The 16,329-nt window shown below is 61.0% G+C and carries 15 protein-coding genes; 13 read left to right on the top strand and 2 right to left on the bottom strand.

The window, feature by feature from the left end:
* Window positions 1-226: 226 nt before the first annotated feature.
* The 3 genes from B2527_RS03345 (at window position 227) to B2527_RS03335 (ending at window position 3,728) form a co-directional block, all read left to right on the top strand.
* Window positions 227-1,954 carry a hypothetical protein gene (locus B2527_RS03345; RefSeq protein ID WP_293706124.1) on the top strand — a complete coding sequence of 576 codons (1,728 nt, stop codon included), beginning with the start codon at window positions 227-229 and terminating at the stop codon, window positions 1,952-1,954.
* Window positions 1,955-2,076: 122 nt separating this feature from the next.
* Window positions 2,077-3,189 (top strand): DNA glycosylase AlkZ-like family protein, encoded by a 1,113-nt coding sequence (locus B2527_RS03340; protein WP_293706123.1) that lies wholly within the window; start codon window positions 2,077-2,079, stop codon window positions 3,187-3,189.
* Window positions 3,190-3,437: 248 nt separating this feature from the next.
* On the top strand, window positions 3,438-3,728 hold the full coding sequence (locus tag B2527_RS03335) for a hypothetical protein (RefSeq protein ID WP_293706122.1): 291 nt from the start codon (window positions 3,438-3,440) through the stop codon (window positions 3,726-3,728).
* Window positions 3,729-3,873: 145 nt separating this feature from the next.
* Here the strand turns inward: B2527_RS03335 and B2527_RS03330 are convergent, their stop codons facing one another.
* Both B2527_RS03330 and B2527_RS03325 read right to left on the bottom strand, forming a co-directional pair.
* The gene (locus B2527_RS03330) at window positions 3,874-5,178 is read right to left on the bottom strand and encodes a type IV secretory system conjugative DNA transfer family protein (protein ID WP_414716984.1); all 1,305 of its coding nucleotides are present in this window, start codon (window positions 5,176-5,178) and stop codon (window positions 3,874-3,876) included.
* Between the two features lie 464 nt (window positions 5,179-5,642).
* Window positions 5,643-6,221 (bottom strand): hypothetical protein, encoded by a 579-nt coding sequence (locus B2527_RS03325; protein ID WP_293706121.1) that lies wholly within the window; start codon window positions 6,219-6,221, stop codon window positions 5,643-5,645.
* Between the two features lie 643 nt (window positions 6,222-6,864).
* On the opposite strand from B2527_RS03325, the gene B2527_RS03320 reads away from it, so the two are divergent.
* The 10 genes from B2527_RS03320 (at window position 6,865) to B2527_RS03275 (ending at window position 16,323) form a co-directional block, all read left to right on the top strand.
* A complete protein-coding gene (locus B2527_RS03320) occupies window positions 6,865-7,332 on the top strand; it encodes a hypothetical protein (protein ID WP_293706120.1) in 468 nt (155 codons plus the stop codon).
* A gap of 13 nt (window positions 7,333-7,345) precedes the next feature.
* Entirely contained in the window at window positions 7,346-8,305 is a 960-nt protein-coding gene (locus B2527_RS03315; protein ID WP_293706119.1) for a virB8 family protein, read from the top strand.
* Window positions 8,302-9,075: a TrbG/VirB9 family P-type conjugative transfer protein gene (locus B2527_RS03310; protein WP_414716981.1), complete on the top strand. Its 774-nt coding sequence runs from the start codon at window positions 8,302-8,304 to the stop codon at window positions 9,073-9,075. Before B2527_RS03315 ends, B2527_RS03310 begins: the two co-directional genes overlap by 4 nt.
* A complete protein-coding gene (locus B2527_RS03305; RefSeq protein WP_293706118.1) occupies window positions 9,072-10,259 on the top strand; it encodes a TrbI/VirB10 family protein in 1,188 nt (395 codons plus the stop codon). Before B2527_RS03310 ends, B2527_RS03305 begins: the two co-directional genes overlap by 4 nt.
* 12 nt (window positions 10,260-10,271) lie before the next feature.
* Window positions 10,272-11,303 (top strand): P-type DNA transfer ATPase VirB11, encoded by a 1,032-nt coding sequence (gene virB11, locus B2527_RS03300; RefSeq protein ID WP_293706117.1) that lies wholly within the window; start codon window positions 10,272-10,274, stop codon window positions 11,301-11,303.
* An 87-nt stretch (window positions 11,304-11,390) separates the two neighbouring features.
* Window positions 11,391-12,287, top strand: coding sequence for a lytic transglycosylase domain-containing protein (locus tag B2527_RS03295; protein ID WP_293706116.1), 897 nt, complete (start codon window positions 11,391-11,393; stop codon window positions 12,285-12,287).
* A gap of 75 nt (window positions 12,288-12,362) precedes the next feature.
* The gene (locus tag B2527_RS03290; protein WP_293706115.1) at window positions 12,363-12,734 is read left to right on the top strand and encodes a TrbC/VirB2 family protein; all 372 of its coding nucleotides are present in this window, start codon (window positions 12,363-12,365) and stop codon (window positions 12,732-12,734) included.
* Complete coding sequence (locus tag B2527_RS03285) at window positions 12,727-13,041, top strand: type IV secretion system protein VirB3 (RefSeq protein WP_293706114.1); 315 nt, start codon at window positions 12,727-12,729, stop codon at window positions 13,039-13,041. The genes B2527_RS03290 and B2527_RS03285 overlap by 8 nt, the downstream gene beginning before the upstream one ends.
* Window positions 13,042-13,046: 5 nt before the next feature.
* A complete protein-coding gene (locus tag B2527_RS03280; protein WP_293706113.1) occupies window positions 13,047-15,515 on the top strand; it encodes a VirB4 family type IV secretion/conjugal transfer ATPase in 2,469 nt (822 codons plus the stop codon).
* A 52-nt stretch (window positions 15,516-15,567) separates the two neighbouring features.
* Window positions 15,568-16,323: a hypothetical protein gene (locus tag B2527_RS03275; RefSeq protein ID WP_293706112.1), complete on the top strand. Its 756-nt coding sequence runs from the start codon at window positions 15,568-15,570 to the stop codon at window positions 16,321-16,323.
* Window positions 16,324-16,329 lie beyond the last annotated feature (6 nt).

Raw genomic sequence — 16,329 nt, 5'->3', positions numbered from 1 at the left:
TTGGTAGACCGGGGCAGGTTGATTTGGCACCAAGCTGAGTGGCAGTGGCCTATATGTAGTAGTGAAATTCCTGGGTGAAATCATTTTTCGTCGTGTTCAATCCGGGCGATCGCCTTGTTGTATTGGGGTGAGGTGGTGTTCTGCGAGGGCTGTGTTTCATATCTTGCTGACTCTTAATAATGAAGCTGGCTTCAGTGCCTGATCGGCTATTTCGGAGGGCTTAACGATGCTCAGATATGCGGCACTGGGAACTATTTGCCTTGTATTAGGCGGGGTGCCGTTCGACGGTGCGGCTCAAAGTGAGGATGATGATTACAGTGCTCTCGTGCGGGAGGATGCTGTGCGTCAGGAAGGCCGGGAGATGCTTGGAGAAATGCATGATCCGTATACTGGCTTATTGACTCTCTTGCATTTTGATGTTGTCGAAGAAGGGGTCGGTCCGACAATTCGAATCGGACGCACCATAGATGTCGGGGACTCGCAATTCACGATTGGTCAAAGCGGGGAGTTTGGTGATTGGCGAATGGTGCTGCCGATGCTCACAACACTGGCCGCAACAGATGCGGATGTAAACGGGGAGGATGAATGGATTGTGGAGAGGTTCGGTCATCCGGACGCTTACAAGCGATGTACAGCGTTCAAGGCCCCTCCCTCAGAAGGAGGGGGGCCGGCGCAGATATGGTGGTTGGGAGTTTCGTTGCACGATGGCGAAGGCCGGACTGAAATGCTTCTAAGGCGAGAGGAGAGCACGCCATTCTCTGTGCCGTCAGCGGTATTTAACATCAAAGATTATCCTCTGTTGACACGGTCCGGGTGGTCCATCGGGTGTCTTCCAAGTACTTCAAATGGTGAGAAAGGAGAGGGATTTTTTGCAATAGATCCGTCTGGATATAGGTACTGGTTTGATCATATTCATTATAAAGGGCATCATGGTTTTATTCGCTCCGCCGGGTCTGCGCTTAAGGAGACCAGATCACGGGCATTTGCCTTCCCTAGCAGGATCGAGGACAGATTTGGAAACTCACTTTCGATTTCTTATGGAAAGTACGGGCCTGTGGCAATTTCCGCCAGTGATGGAAGATACGTAGGGATTGATTGGAGGGAAGGCGGTAGCTTCCAGGGAATTGCCTATGGCCTTGTTTCCGAGATAAAGGTTGGAGTGAAAGAGGGGAGCTCTCGTTCCTACTTTTACCACTACGGAGCGGATGTCGGTAAGGTCGCCGATTCTTCGAAGTTCGCATTAACCAAGTTGGTTCAACCTGATGGAAGTAGTTGGGTTTTCTCTACTAGCCGTGACGCTTACAGGCCAGCAAAGTACGCCCGCACTTCAAGAGGGTGTTTGGCTGATATTCATAGGAGCGGGGCAGCCTTCTTCGAGATGACTGTGCCCAGTGGGCTGTCGGCTCGATATGAACTCTCCAACACCCGGCACGGCTATTCTTTCGCTCCTGCGTCTTCATGCGGGCGGGTTGGTTTTTTTGTGGCAAAATCGTTGAAGAGGGCCCACTACTCTGGGCCGGGTGTGGATTTCTCTCTCCATTACGAATATGTCTTTGATCGATCCTTTCGTAAGGATTGCGCGCACCGAACAGATTGCGTTGACTACACCTCAATGGATGTGATTTTTCCAGATGGTGGCAAAAGGCGTATATATTCTGTTAATAAATACGGTGACGTAAGGGAGGGGTTGCCTGTCCGAATCGAAGTTTTTGATCCTCAGGGGAGGATTCTCAGGCGTGAGGACATTAGCTATGCGGAAGGGGTTAGCGTTGGGAGCTCGTTTGTAGTCGGACCGAGAGATAGTGGAATCAATCCTGCCAGGTTCCAGACCTTGATAACGGAGAGCGGAAGAATTGTGGCAGTGGACGGACAGTACTATTCGAGGAAGGTGGTCGAATTCGACTCGCTCGGGCGACCTTCCAAAATTGAGTCCGTTAACTATAGGGATCCTTGATTGGACCTGGCCAAAGCTTGCTCTGATTTGGTGATCAAGGTGTTACAGTCCGTCACTAGGTCGATATGGTCTGATTGCGATGGTTGTTGTTCAATTGGCAGTGACCCGCGATTCTCTTCTAAATGCCGCTCACCCTTGACCACCTCCGCCGCTACGCCATCGCCCGGTCGCTGTTCAAGCCGACCACCTTGATGCGTGCCATCGGGAAGCTGGGGTTTGTGCAGGCAGACCCCATCCGCGCACCGGCGCGGGCGCAGGATCTGACCTTGCGGCACCGGGTGCTGGGCTACACCGCCGGCGAGCTTGAACGGCGCTATCCACGCTTGCCGCTGGAAGAGGATTACTTCGTCAACTACGGTTTCCTGCCGAAAGCGCATCATGCGCTGATGCATCCCCGCCAAGCGCGGTTGCAGTGGTCACCGGAACGTTGGCAGCAGGCGCACGCGGTGCGGGCATTCGTTGCCGAGCGCGGAGTGGTGCACCCGCGCGAGGTGGATGCGCACTTTGCACATGGCCGCACCACCAATTGGTTTGGCGGCTCGTCCCGTGCCAGCACCGAATTGCTTGATGGCATGCACTATCGCGGCCTGCTGCGGGTGGCGCGGCGCGAAGGCGGCACCCGCGTGTATGCCGTGCATGAGGCGGGCGGTGAGGCCGATGCGGTGTTGCCGCCGGGGGAGGTGGCTGCACGCCTGGATGCATTGATTGATCTGATCGTGAACAAGTACGCGCCCCTGCCCGATGCCAGTCTGGGGCAGTTGGTAGCCTATCTGGGCGGCGGCGTGCCGCAGTGGAAGGACGCGCGCAAGGCGGCACTTGTACGGGCGCGGCAACGTCTGCAGCGGGCACGGGTAGAGGGCATTGAATGGCTGTGGCCAGCGGACGAGCGCGCCGACAGCAAACGCTGGAAAGTGGATGAAGCGATACGGTTGCTGACGCCGTTTGACCCGGTGGTGTGGGATCGTCGCCGCTTCGCGTTGTTCTGGGGCTGGGCCTATCGCTTCGAGGCCTACACGCCGCCTGCCAAGCGCAAGTTGGGGTACTACGCGTTGCCGCTGTTGTGGCAGGAACGGGTGATCGGCTGGGGCAACGTTGCGGTGGTGGCAGGCGCGCTGGATGCACAGCTGCACTATGTATCCGGGCGCAGGCCGGCGGGAAAGCCATTCACGGATGCCGTGGATGCGGAGCTGGCGCGCATGCGTGTGTTCCTGGGCTTGGATGCCCCGGCTGGTTGAGCACGATGCCGGCGGCTGTTGGAGCGGTATCGGTGTCCAGCGCCTTGTGCGCACTACACGCTGTGGCGGAGGGCTCACTGCGATAATTGTTTCCAGCGGGGCCTGCATCAACCACCTTCACCCGCCAGGAGCGGAATCAGCAAGTGAGCCGGAATATTCAAGCCGCAAGTCGCAGCAGCGCCGTGCACATGGCGGTTGCCTTCCTGGCAATGGGAAGCTGGGCCGCTGTGGCCAATATGGCGCATCCAATGCCGCGACCGCTGATTGCCGGGTTGGTGCAAGGGCTGCTGTCTGCGCTGATCACGTTGTTCCTCAAGCGCATGCTGGAAGCCTTGTCCAAGCGTTGGCCTGGTCGCGCCGGTCTGTGGTTGCCACCGCTGGCGGCAGCCTGCGTATCGGTGAGCCTGTTGGGTAGCATCCATTGGCTGGCGGGCACGCCGGAGATACTGCGCACCATCAGCGTGCCCTTGTCGGTTACGACGTTGTATGCCATCACCTACACATTGGCGCTGCGCAGAGCGAGCGCAGGGCCTGGATGAACTGACGGGGCTGCGAGCACCCCGTGACAGTCACTTGACCTCGCACTGCACCTTGAAGCTCATGCTACTGCCCGCCGGCAGGTTGGGTAGCACGGCATCGAATGTCAGTACATGGGGGCGGTCCAAGGCCGCGTCCCGTATGGCCTCACCCCAGCGTCAGCTGCCTGACCTCAACCTTGGGCAGCAAGCGCTTGGTGAAATAGCCGTCTTTGTAATAGCGGATCTTGCGGCACAGCACCGGGTGGGCCAGGCCTTCGTACAGCACGATTTCCTTCTCCGGCCCCATCGCCTTCAGCTCCTGCGGCAACATCAAGGCGCGTTTCTCCAGCACTTCGTTGTCGGAGATTGATCGGTTCTGCCCATGCGAGTGGGTGCGCGCACGACGGCGTACGGTGGTGAAGCCCAGCATCTCCGAGTAGTCGTTGGCGTCCTGCTGCTCGCGTGGTGCGTAGATGATCTGCAGTGCGTGGTTGGTGATGATGGTGCGCGACAGCTCCTTGCCGTACACCGCATCCAGCTGCGCCATCGACTGCACGATGGGCAGCAGGCGCAGGTTGTAGCCGGCCATGTACGCAACGGCCTTGGCGATGATGTCGACCCGGCCGATGGAGGTGAACTCGTCCATCAGCAACAGGCATTGATGCTTCAGGCTCTTGTCGTTCTGCGGCAGCGTCTTGGTGTTGACGTTGATGAGCTGGCTGAAGAAGAGGTTCACGATCAGCCGGCTTTCAGCCAGCTTGTTGGGCTGGATGCCAACATAGATGGTCATGCGCTTGCGGCGGACATCATCCAGGCGGAAGTCGTCGCCGCTGGTTGCCGCATCCAGTACCGGGTTGAGCCAGGGATTGAGCGGCTCGCGGAACGAGCCGATGATCGAGGCGAAGGTGACATCGGCCTGCGACAGCAAGCCTGCGAAGGCGGTACGCGCCTGTGCACTCAGGAACGAGGCCTCTGCCAGTTTCTGCAGGTAGGGCTTCAGCTCGGTGCCATCGCCGGAGGACAAGCGCAGCACCTCGCCCAGGGTGGGCTTTGGTGAGCCAGGCAGGGCATCGGCCTGTTCGAACAGGTACAGGGTGAAGGCCAGGAAGGCATTGCGCGCCTGGCTGGTCCAGAACTTGTCCTTGTCGTCGCCATCCGGGTAAAGCATGGCCGAGATCGACTGCAGGTCCGACACGCGGAAGGATGGGTCGCTGGACACATAGGTCATCGGGTTCCAGCGGTGTGAACGGCGATCTTCGGCGAAGGGGTTGAACAGGTAGATCTCATGGCCGATGGACTTGCGCCAGCCCGAGGTCAGGTCGAAGTTTTCCTGTTTGATGTCCAGCACCACGGCCGACTCGCGGTAGTCCAGTAGGTTGGGGATCACCACGCCCACGCCTTTGCCCGAACGGGTTGGGGCGGCAAGGATGACGAACTGCTGCCCGGACAGACGCAGCAGTTTGCCGTTCATCTGACCCAGCACGATGCCGTCGTCTTTGTGCTTGAGCAGCCCGGTATTGGCCAGGTCCACCATGCCGGCAAAACGCGCGCGGCCATGGATGTTGCGGTGGCTGCGCAGCTTGTACAGCATCACCGCGATCGATGCCCATACCAGCACCATCAGGCCCGCAGCGATGCCACCTGCCAGCTTGATACGCCCGGCATACGGCATGACCTGCGGGTGATTCAGATTCTTGAAGTACTGGTAGTACGTGCCAAATCCACTCGCGCTCGTGTCCAGACCGAGGAAGGTCAGGGTGAGGAAGCCTGCCAGGTAGATGGCGGCGATGGTCAGCGCCACGGCGGAGATTACTGCGATCAGGATCCGGTAGTTGTTGCTCAAGGCGATTCCTTCGACTTGGATGTACGCAAGTCAGTTGCGGAGGGCTTCAGGTCGCGCGACAGGGCGTGATGTTGTGAGAGCAGGTGCGAGCATTACTTTGCCGTGCCCGCACGTGCACTGGTATCAACCAGGATGTAGTCGTCGTTGCGCTGCCAGCGCTGCTGCCCCTCGCTGAGCTTGACGCAGGGTTTGCCATCACACGCGGTGATGTGCACTTGTTGCAGGGCCTCCATCACCTGTGCTTCCAGCTTGGCGTTCTCTGCACGCTGCAGATTGTTGGAGGCGACGTAAGCGGTGCCGCCAACGATTGCAACGGCGGCAACCAGCATGGCGACCAGTGCTTTCCAGGCCAGTGCGCGAATGCCCGATGCTGCGGCCAACTGTTCGCGTTGCAGCTGGTCCGCAATTGCGCGAAGGCGATCGCCACTGTCGCCGAGTGCTTCAACCGCCGCAGGAATTTCCTGCGAAAGCGCTTCACGTATGGCGGCCCGCGCAGTCTGCGCAAGCTCTGCCTTGCCCGCGCTGACACCTTGTCCAAGCTCGGTGGCTGCGCGTTGCAATTCGGCGGTGGATGACTTCTGTTCCGCAACCACCTTGTCGCATTGCTGCGTCAGGTGCCCCGCAAGCAACGCGGCGTTTGCGATGAACTCCTCCATCTTTGATTGCTCCATGTCACACCTTTTGACTGCACGCCCCCGCCGGGCGAGAGGCGCATGTTGCCAGAATCAAACATGCAGTGGTGAAGTGATGTCGTTTAACTTTTTTCTTCACATCAATCAGTGAAGACTGTGTGTATGCTTCGCCCCGTGCAGCGATCTTGTGTAGTCGGACGCTTGCATACTGCAGTGTCCCGGGGGGGCGGTGAAGACTGCATGTTAAGTGCGCGGATTGGGGAATTCAGCTTGTTTTGAAGTGGTTTCATCACTGTCATCAAGTTGAAATCGTTGTTCTGATACGCGTGTTGATCATGCAAGTGCGCAGAACGTGCATCACACATTTGTGTGAATTGCTGCTTCACAACACGCAAACATTTGCGTGTCTATGCTCCGCCCGAATGTGATGGAAGGCGGGCGTGTGAAGTGAACGTTCCGTGCATGCGTCACGATTAAATGGAATTTGAATGGTTCGTCTCTCACGGGGAGCGGGTAGCAGACGGCGGTCTGTCCGCACATTGACAGTTGCAGGTGCGTGCTCGCGTTCGAGTGCCCTGGCTGTGTCGCGTAGGTTGCCTATCCGGCGAGATATTCCCTGCTCCCAGGTGCAGAGACTCTTGCAGCGTTCTGCTGCGGTCGAAACTTTCTCGATGGTGACTTCGTGAGCTTCACTATGCCGATCCGCAACACGTTGTTCGTAGGTTTCATGGGGGGCATCGCCTTGTTGACGGGCTGCGGCGCACCCAAGCCAACCGAGCCCACTGGCAAGTGGATGCCGGTCAATCGCATGGCCGAAGCGCCGCAGGCCATTCCGCTGCATTCGTCCTATCTGTACCAGGCTGCGCCCGTGGATGGCACGCTCAAAGGCATGCTTACCCGCTGGGCCAAGGACTCCGGCCTGACCTTGTCCTACCTGCATCCCAACGACTACACGTTGTATGGCCCGGTAGCCGATATCCATACAATCAGCATCGCCGAGGCTGCTGCAGCATTGTCTGCGGCCTATGCCGCGCAAGGGGTGCTGGTGGTGGTGGAGCGCCAGCAGATCATCGTCAGCGTTGCCGCAACCAGCACGGACGGCAGCGCGGGCCAGGCAGCCGGCTCCACCGTCGACACGGCCGACAAGTAAGGAAGCACTGCGCATGTTCGGCAAGAAGAAGACGAATTCACCCGAGATCGATCGGGCGGTGTCGCAGGGCGTGAGCTTCGAAGTGTCGTTGGCGGACCAGGCAAAGCGCAGCGAGAAGCGGGCGTGGGCAGTGGCCTGGTGCGCGATCCTGATGGCCCTGTTGCTGGCAGGCGGCTACCTGCTGTTCCTGCCGCTGAAGGAAAAGGTGCCGTACCTGGTGATGGCTGATCCCTATACGGGCACTGCATCGGTGGCACGCCTGGTTGGAAATTTTGGTGAGCGTGCGGTGACGGCGGAAGAGGCCGTCAACAAGAGCAACGTGGCCCAGTTCATCATGTCGCGTGAGTCCTACGACTCCGGCCTGATCGGCCAGCGTAACTGGCGCACGACGTTGTCGATGGCTGGTCCGGCGGTGGCACCGGCGTACATGTCGCTGCATTCGGAGACCAACCCGGAACGCCCTTACCGCCTGTATGGGGCGGAGAAATCACTCAACGTGCGCATTCTCAGCATCGTGCTGGTTGGTGGCGGGCAAGGGGGCGTGCCCAGCGGTGCGACCGTGCGTTTCCAGCGCAGCGTGTATGAAAAGGGCCGCGGCGTGTCCGAGCCCCTGGACAACAAGATTGCCACCATGGAATTCAGGTACGACCCGGATCTGCGCCTGAACGACGAGGACCGCCTGCTCAACCCGCTGGGGTTCCGGGTGACCAATTACCGCGTGGACAACGATTTCGCACAGGCGCCGCCGCCGCCGGCGGTGTTCCAGGCGCCGCCAGCACCCGCGCCTGTCGCGCAGCCGGCCTATCCGGCAGGTGCCGCGCCTGCCGCCGGCCAGGCTGGCTATCCGGGTGCGCCCGCACCCGGTGCGCCGGGCGCAGCGCCGGGGATTGATCCGAACACGGGGGTAATGCCGCCGCTTCCGGCCGAACAACAGGCCGGTGCCACGAATGCACAACGGGGAGTTGAACGATGAGTAGACCGCTGCAGAAGTTGCTGCGCCGCGGCCTTGCTCTGCTGATGATGGCGGGCTTGGCGTTACCGGCAGCCGCGCAGGTAGTCGAGCAATACGACTATGCGCCGGACAAGATCTATCAGATTCGTACCGGGCTGGGCATCACCACCCAGATCGAACTGAGTCCGCATGAAGAGGTGCTCGATTACAGCAGCGGCTTCAGTGGTGGCTGGGATATCAGTCGCCGCGACAACGTGTTCTACCTGAAGCCGAAGAATGTGGACGTGGACACCAACCTGATGGTGCGCACGGCGGCGCATTCCTACATCTTCGAACTGAAGGTGGTGGCCACCAACTGGCGTGCGCTGGACCAGGCGAAAGCGTCCGGCGTGCAGTACAAGGTGCGCTTCTCCTATCCGGCAGACACCAAGTTCGCCGCGGAGAACAAGGCCGACGAGGAACCCGCCGCGGAACTGAGTACCGCAGTGGTCCCGGGGCGCGATTACTACTACGGCTACGACTACACCTACAAGAAGCGCCGGCCAACCTGGTTGGTGCCGGCTGCGGTCTATGACGACCGTCGCTTCACCTATATCCGCATGGGGGACCGCACCCGTTTCCCCAGTGGCAACTTCCCGGCGGTGTTTGCAAGGGACAGCCGCTCCGGCGACGAGTTCATCGTCAACTCAACCGTCGAGGGCGACACCATCGTGGTGCATGGCACCTACGCCTACCTTGTCGTACGTCACGGCGACAACGCGATCGGCCTGCGCAGGAGACCGGAGCAGTGAACCAGATACCCCCCAACGACCAAGCCGTGCCGGATCCGGCACCGCAGGCGCAGCCGCAGCCGGCAGCCAATCCGTATGTGCGCCGCGACTACGCCACCGACCCTGGGTTGGACGGCGAGGCGCCGTACCTGCGTGCCGATGACGTGCAGCGTCTCAACCGCAAGGCGCTGGTGTTCCTGGCGGCTATCGTGATCGCCTTGGCCGCGCTGGCGGCGTGGATCTTCTCCGGCGGTCTTTCGTCCGGTGAGCAAGCGCAGGTCAGGCAGCCCAGCGAACAGGTGGTGATCCCTGCCGCGCCGCGTGATCTGCCGGAGCTGCCACCCGCGCAGCCGGTGGTACAGGCGCCGCCGATGGAGGAACTGCCGCCGCTGCCGGTGGTGGATGACAGCCAGCATGGCTCGATGATGCCCGGCATGGATTCGATGCAGCCGCGCGAAATGACGCTGCTGGAACGGCGCATGCTTGACGCCAACGGCGAAGCCGGTGACTCGTCCGGTGGCCCGGCTGCGGCCGGCCTGATGCCCGGCATGGCGCAGGCCGCGGGTGCGGGTGGTGCCGGTGCGCCTGCCGATGGTCCGACCAGTGCGCAGCCGCTGTACAAGCCCAGCACGCTGCTGTTGCGTGGTACCTACATCCGTTGCGTGCTGCAGGCGCGCGTAATCTCGGATTTCCCGGGTTACACCTCGTGCATCGTTACCGAGCCGGTGTATTCGGTGGATGGCAAACGCCTGCTGTTGCCGCGCGGCTCCAAGGTGCAGGGGGCGTATGGTGCCGACGGCATCATCGGCGACCGCGTGGCCATTGTCTGGGACCGCATCACCACCCCGACCGGGTTGGATATCAACATGCGCAGTCCCGGCGTGGACATGCTGGGTTCGGCCGGCAATGCGGGCCACTACAGTGCCCATTGGGGCCAGCGCATCGCCTCGTCGCTGCTGATCAGCATCCTGGCCGATGCGTTCAAGTACGCCGCGGCCGAGAACGGGCCGAAGGAGACCTCCATCGTCAATGGCGCGGTCGTGCAGAACCCGTATGAAAGCGCTACCGCCCGCACCATGGAGCGCATGGCCAACCTGGCGATGGAGCGCAACATGAGCCGTCCGCCGACCGTGACCATCAACCAGGGCACCATCGTCAACGTCTACGTCGCCCGCGATGTCGACTTTTCCGCCGTGATCCGCTGAGCCTGTAGCCGCATGAATGCAGAGTCCGCCATCGCTCGCGTGTCCAACGATTTCCTGGAATACCAGTACGGTATTCTGGGTATCGGCGATCACATGCATTCCAGTGATGTCACCGAGATCTGCATCAACCGTCCGGGTGAGTTGTACCTGGAAACAAGGTCCGGCTGGCGGCGCGAGCAGGTGCCGTCGCTTACCTTTGAACGCGCCCGCCAGTTCTGCACGGCGGTAGTCAACGAGAGCAATACCGGGCAGCGCATCACCGATGCCGATCCCATGGTTTCGCTCACGTTCCCCACCGGTCAGCGTGCGCAGTTCGTCATCCCGCCGGCCTGTGATTCGGGCAAGGTGTCCATCACCATCCGTTTGCCGGCCCGGTTCGGCAAGTCGCTGGAGCAGTACGAGGAAGACGGCTTCTTCAACGAGATCCTGGAGCAGGCGCCGACGCTGAGCGAGCACGACCGCGAACTTACCGAGCTGCGTGCCCAGCGCGACTACGCGAACTTCTTCAAGAAGGCCGTGCAGTACCACAAGAACATCGTGGTCTCCGGGGCAACCGGTAGCGGCAAGACCACCTTCATGAAATCGCTGGTCAACCATATCTCCGACCAGGAACGGCTGGTGACCATCGAGGACGCGCGCGAGCTGTTCCTGCAGCAGCCCAACGTGGTGCATCTGCTGTACTCCAAGGGCGGCCAGAGCGCGAGCAACATCAGCGCGAAGTCGTGCATGGAGGCCTGCCTGCGCATGAAGCCGGACCGCATCATCCTGGCCGAGCTGCGTGGTGATGAGTCGTTCTACTTCATCCGCAACTGCGCCTCTGGTCACCCGGGCTCCATCACCAGCTGCCATGCCGGCAGCACCACGCAGACCTGGGACCAGCTGGCGTTGATGGTGAAGGCGTCAGCAGAAGGCTCGGGGCTTGAATTCGAGGTGATCAAGCACCTGCTGAAGATGACGATCGATATCGTTGTCCATATCAAGGCACATGCCGGTCGCCGCTACATCACCGGTATCGATTTCGATCCGATGCGGGGGATGGCCTGATGAACACGCTTGCATTGGTTCGGGGTGCCGTGGACACAGCGGTCCGCATCAGCGCGTGCAGGCGCGCACGTGATGAAAGGAGGGAGCATGCTTCCAGGTATTGAGATGGCAGCCTGCACGGACCTTGCCGTGCCAGCCGAGGTCATGCACCACGTGGCCAAGGTGGAATCCTCGTTCAATCCCTACGCCATCGGCGTGGTGGGTGGCCGCTTGGCGCGGCAGCCACGCAGTCTGGGCGAGGCGCTGTCGACCACCCGCATGCTGGAGCGCGAGGGCTACAACTTTTCGCTGGGTATTGCCCAGGTCAACCGTTACAACCTTGCCCGCCATGGGCTAAGCAACTACGAGCGTGCGTTCGACGTCTGCCCGAACCTGCAGGCTGGCGCACGCATCCTGGCCGAATGCTACGGCCGCTCGGGCCAGGACTGGGGCAAGGCGTTCAGCTGCTACTACTCGGGCAACTTCACCACGGGCTTCCGCCACGGCTATGTGCAGAAGGTGGTGACGTCCTGGCGCAATGCCGCTGGTGCTGGAAGTGTGGCGACTGCCATTCCGGTCATACGCACGCGGCCGGCAGCGCCGAATGGCACCGCCAATCCGGGCCCGGTGCGGGTGGAGATGAAGCCCCTGCCTACTGCTGCCGGGCTGGTACTGCGCCGTATCGAGGAGGCCGCGTTGTCACGTGCCGGAGTCATTCCGGCGGGCTATCCGCCGATGCAGCAGGCCCCGGCCATGACGGGGGCGCCGGGTGCGCAACCCCAGCAGATGCCGCAGGCACCGATGAATCCGCAGGCGGCCGCACCGGCGGTGCCTGCCGATGACGCGCCGGTGGTGGTGCAGCCGATGGGCGCGCGTACTGCTTCACGGCCGGCAAGCAATGCCGCCGCTACGCTGCCGCCAGATGGCGCGGCGCCGGCGCAGATGCAACCTCAGGCGGCACCCGCGGCTGCGGCGCCGCAGCGGGACGCTGCATTTGTTTTCTAGCTTCATCGCTGTAACCGGCCTCACGGCCATGCAATACGCGTTGTTCCCCTTCAAACCAACCAGTAGAGGCTCCCCATGAAGAACCAGACCAACCAGCTCATCCGTAACGCCGGTGCCAAAGTCAGCGCCGCCCTCGCCGCCGTTTCGATGCTGGCAATGCCGGCCATGGTGATGGCGCAGGACGTGACCGGTGCCACCACCCGCGTCAACAGCTTCTTCAACAACATCAACAGCCTGCTGAACATCGCCTCGATCGCCATCGTGACCATCGCGGTGATCTTTGCCGGCTACCAGATCGCCTTCAACCACAAGCGCATCGGCGACGTGGCACCGGTCCTGATCGGCGGCTTCCTGATCGGTGCTGCTGCCCAGATCGCCAAGATGCTGCTGCCGGCGGACGTGACCAAGACCACCATGGTGATCAGCGAACTGCTGCACTATGCATAAGAATGCGCTCTTCCGCGGTTGCACGCGGCCGGCCATGTTCCTGGGGGTGCCTTACATGCCCTTCACGATCGCGGCCGGCACGTGCCTGCTGTTGACGTTCTATTTCGACATGTTCTTCCTGTTCCTTCTGCCGATCGTGGTCCTGATCATGCGGCAGATGGCCAGGCGGGACGAGATGGTGTTCCGCCTGCTGGGGCTGCGCTGGCAGTTCCGCAGCAAGATCCGCAACGTCAAGCACCATAACGGGATGTGGGTGTTCACGCCCAACAACTACCGCAAGACGCTCGAAAACCCCTCCTCGGAATAAGCCCCATGTTGTCGCCCGATACCTCCATTGCCGAGTTCATCCCGTTGTCTTCCCACGTGTCTCCGCACGTGGTGAAGACGACCGGGGGTGACTTCCTGATTACCTGGCGGTTGGACGGCTTGCCGTTCGTCGGGCGCGAGGAGTGGGAGCTGGAACATCGCCACAACACCTTCAACCGCATGCTGCAGACGCTGCGGGCGCCGGATTTCGTGAACGTTGCATTCTGGGTCCACGACGTCCGGCGCCGTGGCCGGGAGGATCTGAAGAGCCACTACCAGCACGTGTTCAACCAGCAGTTGTCGGATGAGTACTTCGAGCGCCTGTCGACGCAGAAGATCATGCGCAACGAGTTGTTCATGACGATGATCTACAGGCCCATCGTCACCGGCAAGAAGTTCGTGGAGAAATCGGCCAACATCGAACGGCTGCAGGCCGAGCAGGACCAGGCCATCGGCAAGATCACCGAGCTGGCCGGCAACGTGGAGGCGGTGCTGAAGGACTACGCGCCGACCCTGCTGGGCATGTATGAGGCGGACAATGGCGTGGTGTTCTCCGAGGTGCTGAGCTTCTTCGGCTACCTGCTCAACCGCATTGACGAGCCGGTGCCGGTACTGCGGGCACCGGTATATGACTACCTGCCGGTATCGCGGCACATGTTCTCGGCCAAGTCGGGCGATTTCGTCATCAACGCCCCGGGCGGGCAGAACCATTACGGCGCCATCCTCAACATCAAGGAATACACCGACGGTACCTACCCGGGCATCCTCAACGGGCTGAAGTACCTGGATTTCGAGTACGTGATAACGCATTCGTTCAGTCCGATGGGGCGCCAGGACGCGCTCAAGGTGCTGGACCGCACCAAGGGCATGATGATCTCCTCCGGCGACAAGGCGGTGAGCCAGATCGCCGAGATGGACCATGCAATGGACCAGGTCGCCTCGGGCAACTTCGTGCTGGGCGAGTACCATTTCATGATGGCGCTGTATGCCGAGGACCAGCGCACGTTGTCGCAGAACGTGGCCACCACCCGCGCCGAGCTGTCCAATGCCGGGTTTGTTTCGGTCAAGGAGGACCTGGCGGTATGCGCATCGTTCTATTCGCAGCTGCCGGCCAACTGGAAGTACCGCACGCGGCTTGCCAATGTCAGTTCGCTGAACTTCCTGGGCCTGTCGCCGCTGCACAACTTCGCCACCGGCAAACGCGACAACAATCCGTGGGGTGAGTGCCTGACGGTACTTCAGACCACCAACGGCCAGCCGTACTATTTCAATTTCCATGCCACCCACCCGGCGGAGAATTCGCTGGGTGAGAAGGCGATCGGCAATACGATGGTCATCGGCAAGTCCGGTACCGGCAAGACCGCGCTGATCAACTTCCTGCTCAGCCAGGTGCAGAAGTACAAGCCCTCGCCGACCATCTTCTTCTTCGACAAGGACCGCGGCGCGGAGATCTTCGTGCGTGCCTGCGGTGGCAACTACCTGGCGCTGGACAATGGCCAGCCCACCGGCTTCAACCCGTTCCAGTGCGAACGCACCGATGCCAACGTGCAGTTCCTGGGCAACCTGATCAAGGTGCTGGCAGCAAAGACCAGCTATACGGCGCGCGAGGACGAGGACATCTTCCGCGCGGTGGAGAGCATGCTGGACATGCCCATGCACCTGCGTTCGATGACCAATTTCCAGAAGAGCCTGCCCAACATGGGCGATGACGGGCTGTTCGCGCGGCTGCGCAAGTGGACCGCTGGCAACACCCTGGGGTGGGTGTTCGACAACCCGGTGGACGTGATCGACCTGGAGAAGGCCAACATCATCGGCTTCGATTACACCGACGTGATCGACAATGCCGAGGTGCGGGTGCCGGTGATCAACTACCTGCTGCACCGTCTGGAGGAGTTGATTGATGGGCGGCCGCTGATCTACGTGATGGACGAGTTCTGGAAGATCCTGGACGGCGGCGGTGCGCTGAAAGACTTCGCCAAGAACAAGCAGAAGACCATCCGAAAGCAGAATGGCCTTGGCATCTTTGCAACGCAGAGCCCCGAGGATGCGCTGGCCAGCGATATCTCCGCGGCCCTGATCGAGCAGACCGCCACCCTGATCCTGCTGCCAAACCCCAGTGCTTCGCGCGAAGACTACATGGAAGGCCTGAAACTGACCGAGGCCGAGTTCGAGGTGGTGTCCAACCTGGACGAGCGTTCACGCAGCTTCCTGGTCAAGCAGGGTCACGGCTCCACCGTGTGCCAGCTCAACCTGCGTGGCATGGACGACGCCTTGGCCGTCATCTCCGCCAGTACCGACAACATCGAAGTCATGGACCGCATCGTTCACCAGCAGGCAGAGCATTTTGGTGTGGAAGTGGGTGAGTTGAGTCCGGAGCAGTGGCTGCAGGAGTTCTACGAGAATCGTAAGGGTTCGGGGCGCGGATCAAGGCAGCGATCCGAGTCGGGCGATGGCAGACGGGCGGCTGTGCGCTGAGGCGCCTGCCCCTTTGAAAATCAACGCTATTCAAGACTAGTAGAGGTGGATCATGAAAACCCAGCAACCGCGTCGAGGCACCGCGAAGCCGACTTTCAGCCAGGCATGGGCGCGTACATTCGGTACCGCGCTGGCCGCCCCCAAGGCCAACCGCTGGGTGGCAATCAGCATCGCGATGACTGCGCTGCTTGGCACCGGCGTGGCCATGGCTGCGTGGGAGGTCAATGACAGGAAGACCCAGCAGGAAATCCGCAAGGTGCAGGATCGCATCGGCAATGACGGTACGGTCACTGGCCGGTTGAACGACCTGAACCGCAAGCTGCAGATCCAGCAGCGCAATGGCAGCACCCCGGAAATGATTGTAGAGCCGACCGGCACCGAGGCCTTGAACAAGACCAACCCGACGGCGACGCCGCTGACCATGGCGCAGCTGTGTTCCAGCGGTGCGGCAACACCGCTTGGGCAACAGCAGCAGGCGCTGTGCACGGATCTGGCCAATACCGAGCTGGCCCAGTACCGGTTCTCGTTGCGCATGTTTGAACGCGCCAAGCAGAACTATGATCGGCTCAAGCAGCTGGAAGATCGCCGTCGCTCACTGGGCGCCAACGACTACGCCAACATCCAGTACAACACCAACGAAGTGCTGGCGTTGACGGCGTTGATGGACAACGATCGTGATCGTTACCAGACCTATATGGCGGCCTATCAGGCACGCGTTGCGCATATCCGCAATTCGCAGTCGGCCTTGACCCGCAATGCGCTGAAAGGCAGTGGTAGTGTCGGCTTGCCGAGCCTGCCGTCCACTTAAGGGATT

The organism is Stenotrophomonas sp. UBA7606, from assembly GCF_002477705.1.
GTDB lineage: Bacteria > Pseudomonadota > Gammaproteobacteria > Xanthomonadales > Xanthomonadaceae > Stenotrophomonas.
This window is presented reverse-complemented; position numbering and strand designations above follow the sequence as displayed.

Bases quoted from the DNA above. Each gene is read 5' to 3' on its own strand.
- B2527_RS03345 (WP_293706124.1), top strand. From the start codon at position 227: ATGCTCAGATATGCGGCACTGGGAACTATTTGCCTTGTATTAGGCGGG.
- B2527_RS03340 (WP_293706123.1), top strand. From the start codon at position 2,077: ATGCCGCTCACCCTTGACCACCTCCGCCGCTACGCCATCGCCCGGTCG.
- B2527_RS03335 (WP_293706122.1), top strand. From the start codon at position 3,438: ATGCCGCGACCGCTGATTGCCGGGTTGGTGCAAGGGCTGCTGTCTGCG.
- B2527_RS03330 (WP_414716984.1), bottom strand. From the start codon at position 5,178: ATGAACGGCAAACTGCTGCGTCTGTCCGGGCAGCAGTTCGTCATCCTT.
- B2527_RS03325 (WP_293706121.1), bottom strand. From the start codon at position 6,221: ATGGAGCAATCAAAGATGGAGGAGTTCATCGCAAACGCCGCGTTGCTT.
- B2527_RS03315 (WP_293706119.1), top strand. From the start codon at position 7,346: ATGTTCGGCAAGAAGAAGACGAATTCACCCGAGATCGATCGGGCGGTG.
- B2527_RS03310 (WP_414716981.1), top strand. From the start codon at position 8,302: ATGAGTAGACCGCTGCAGAAGTTGCTGCGCCGCGGCCTTGCTCTGCTG.
- virB11 (WP_293706117.1), top strand. From the start codon at position 10,272: ATGAATGCAGAGTCCGCCATCGCTCGCGTGTCCAACGATTTCCTGGAA.
- B2527_RS03295 (WP_293706116.1), top strand. From the start codon at position 11,391: ATGCTTCCAGGTATTGAGATGGCAGCCTGCACGGACCTTGCCGTGCCA.
- B2527_RS03290 (WP_293706115.1), top strand. From the start codon at position 12,363: ATGAAGAACCAGACCAACCAGCTCATCCGTAACGCCGGTGCCAAAGTC.
- B2527_RS03285 (WP_293706114.1), top strand. From the start codon at position 12,727: ATGCATAAGAATGCGCTCTTCCGCGGTTGCACGCGGCCGGCCATGTTC.
- B2527_RS03280 (WP_293706113.1), top strand. From the start codon at position 13,047: ATGTTGTCGCCCGATACCTCCATTGCCGAGTTCATCCCGTTGTCTTCC.
- B2527_RS03275 (WP_293706112.1), top strand. From the start codon at position 15,568: ATGAAAACCCAGCAACCGCGTCGAGGCACCGCGAAGCCGACTTTCAGC.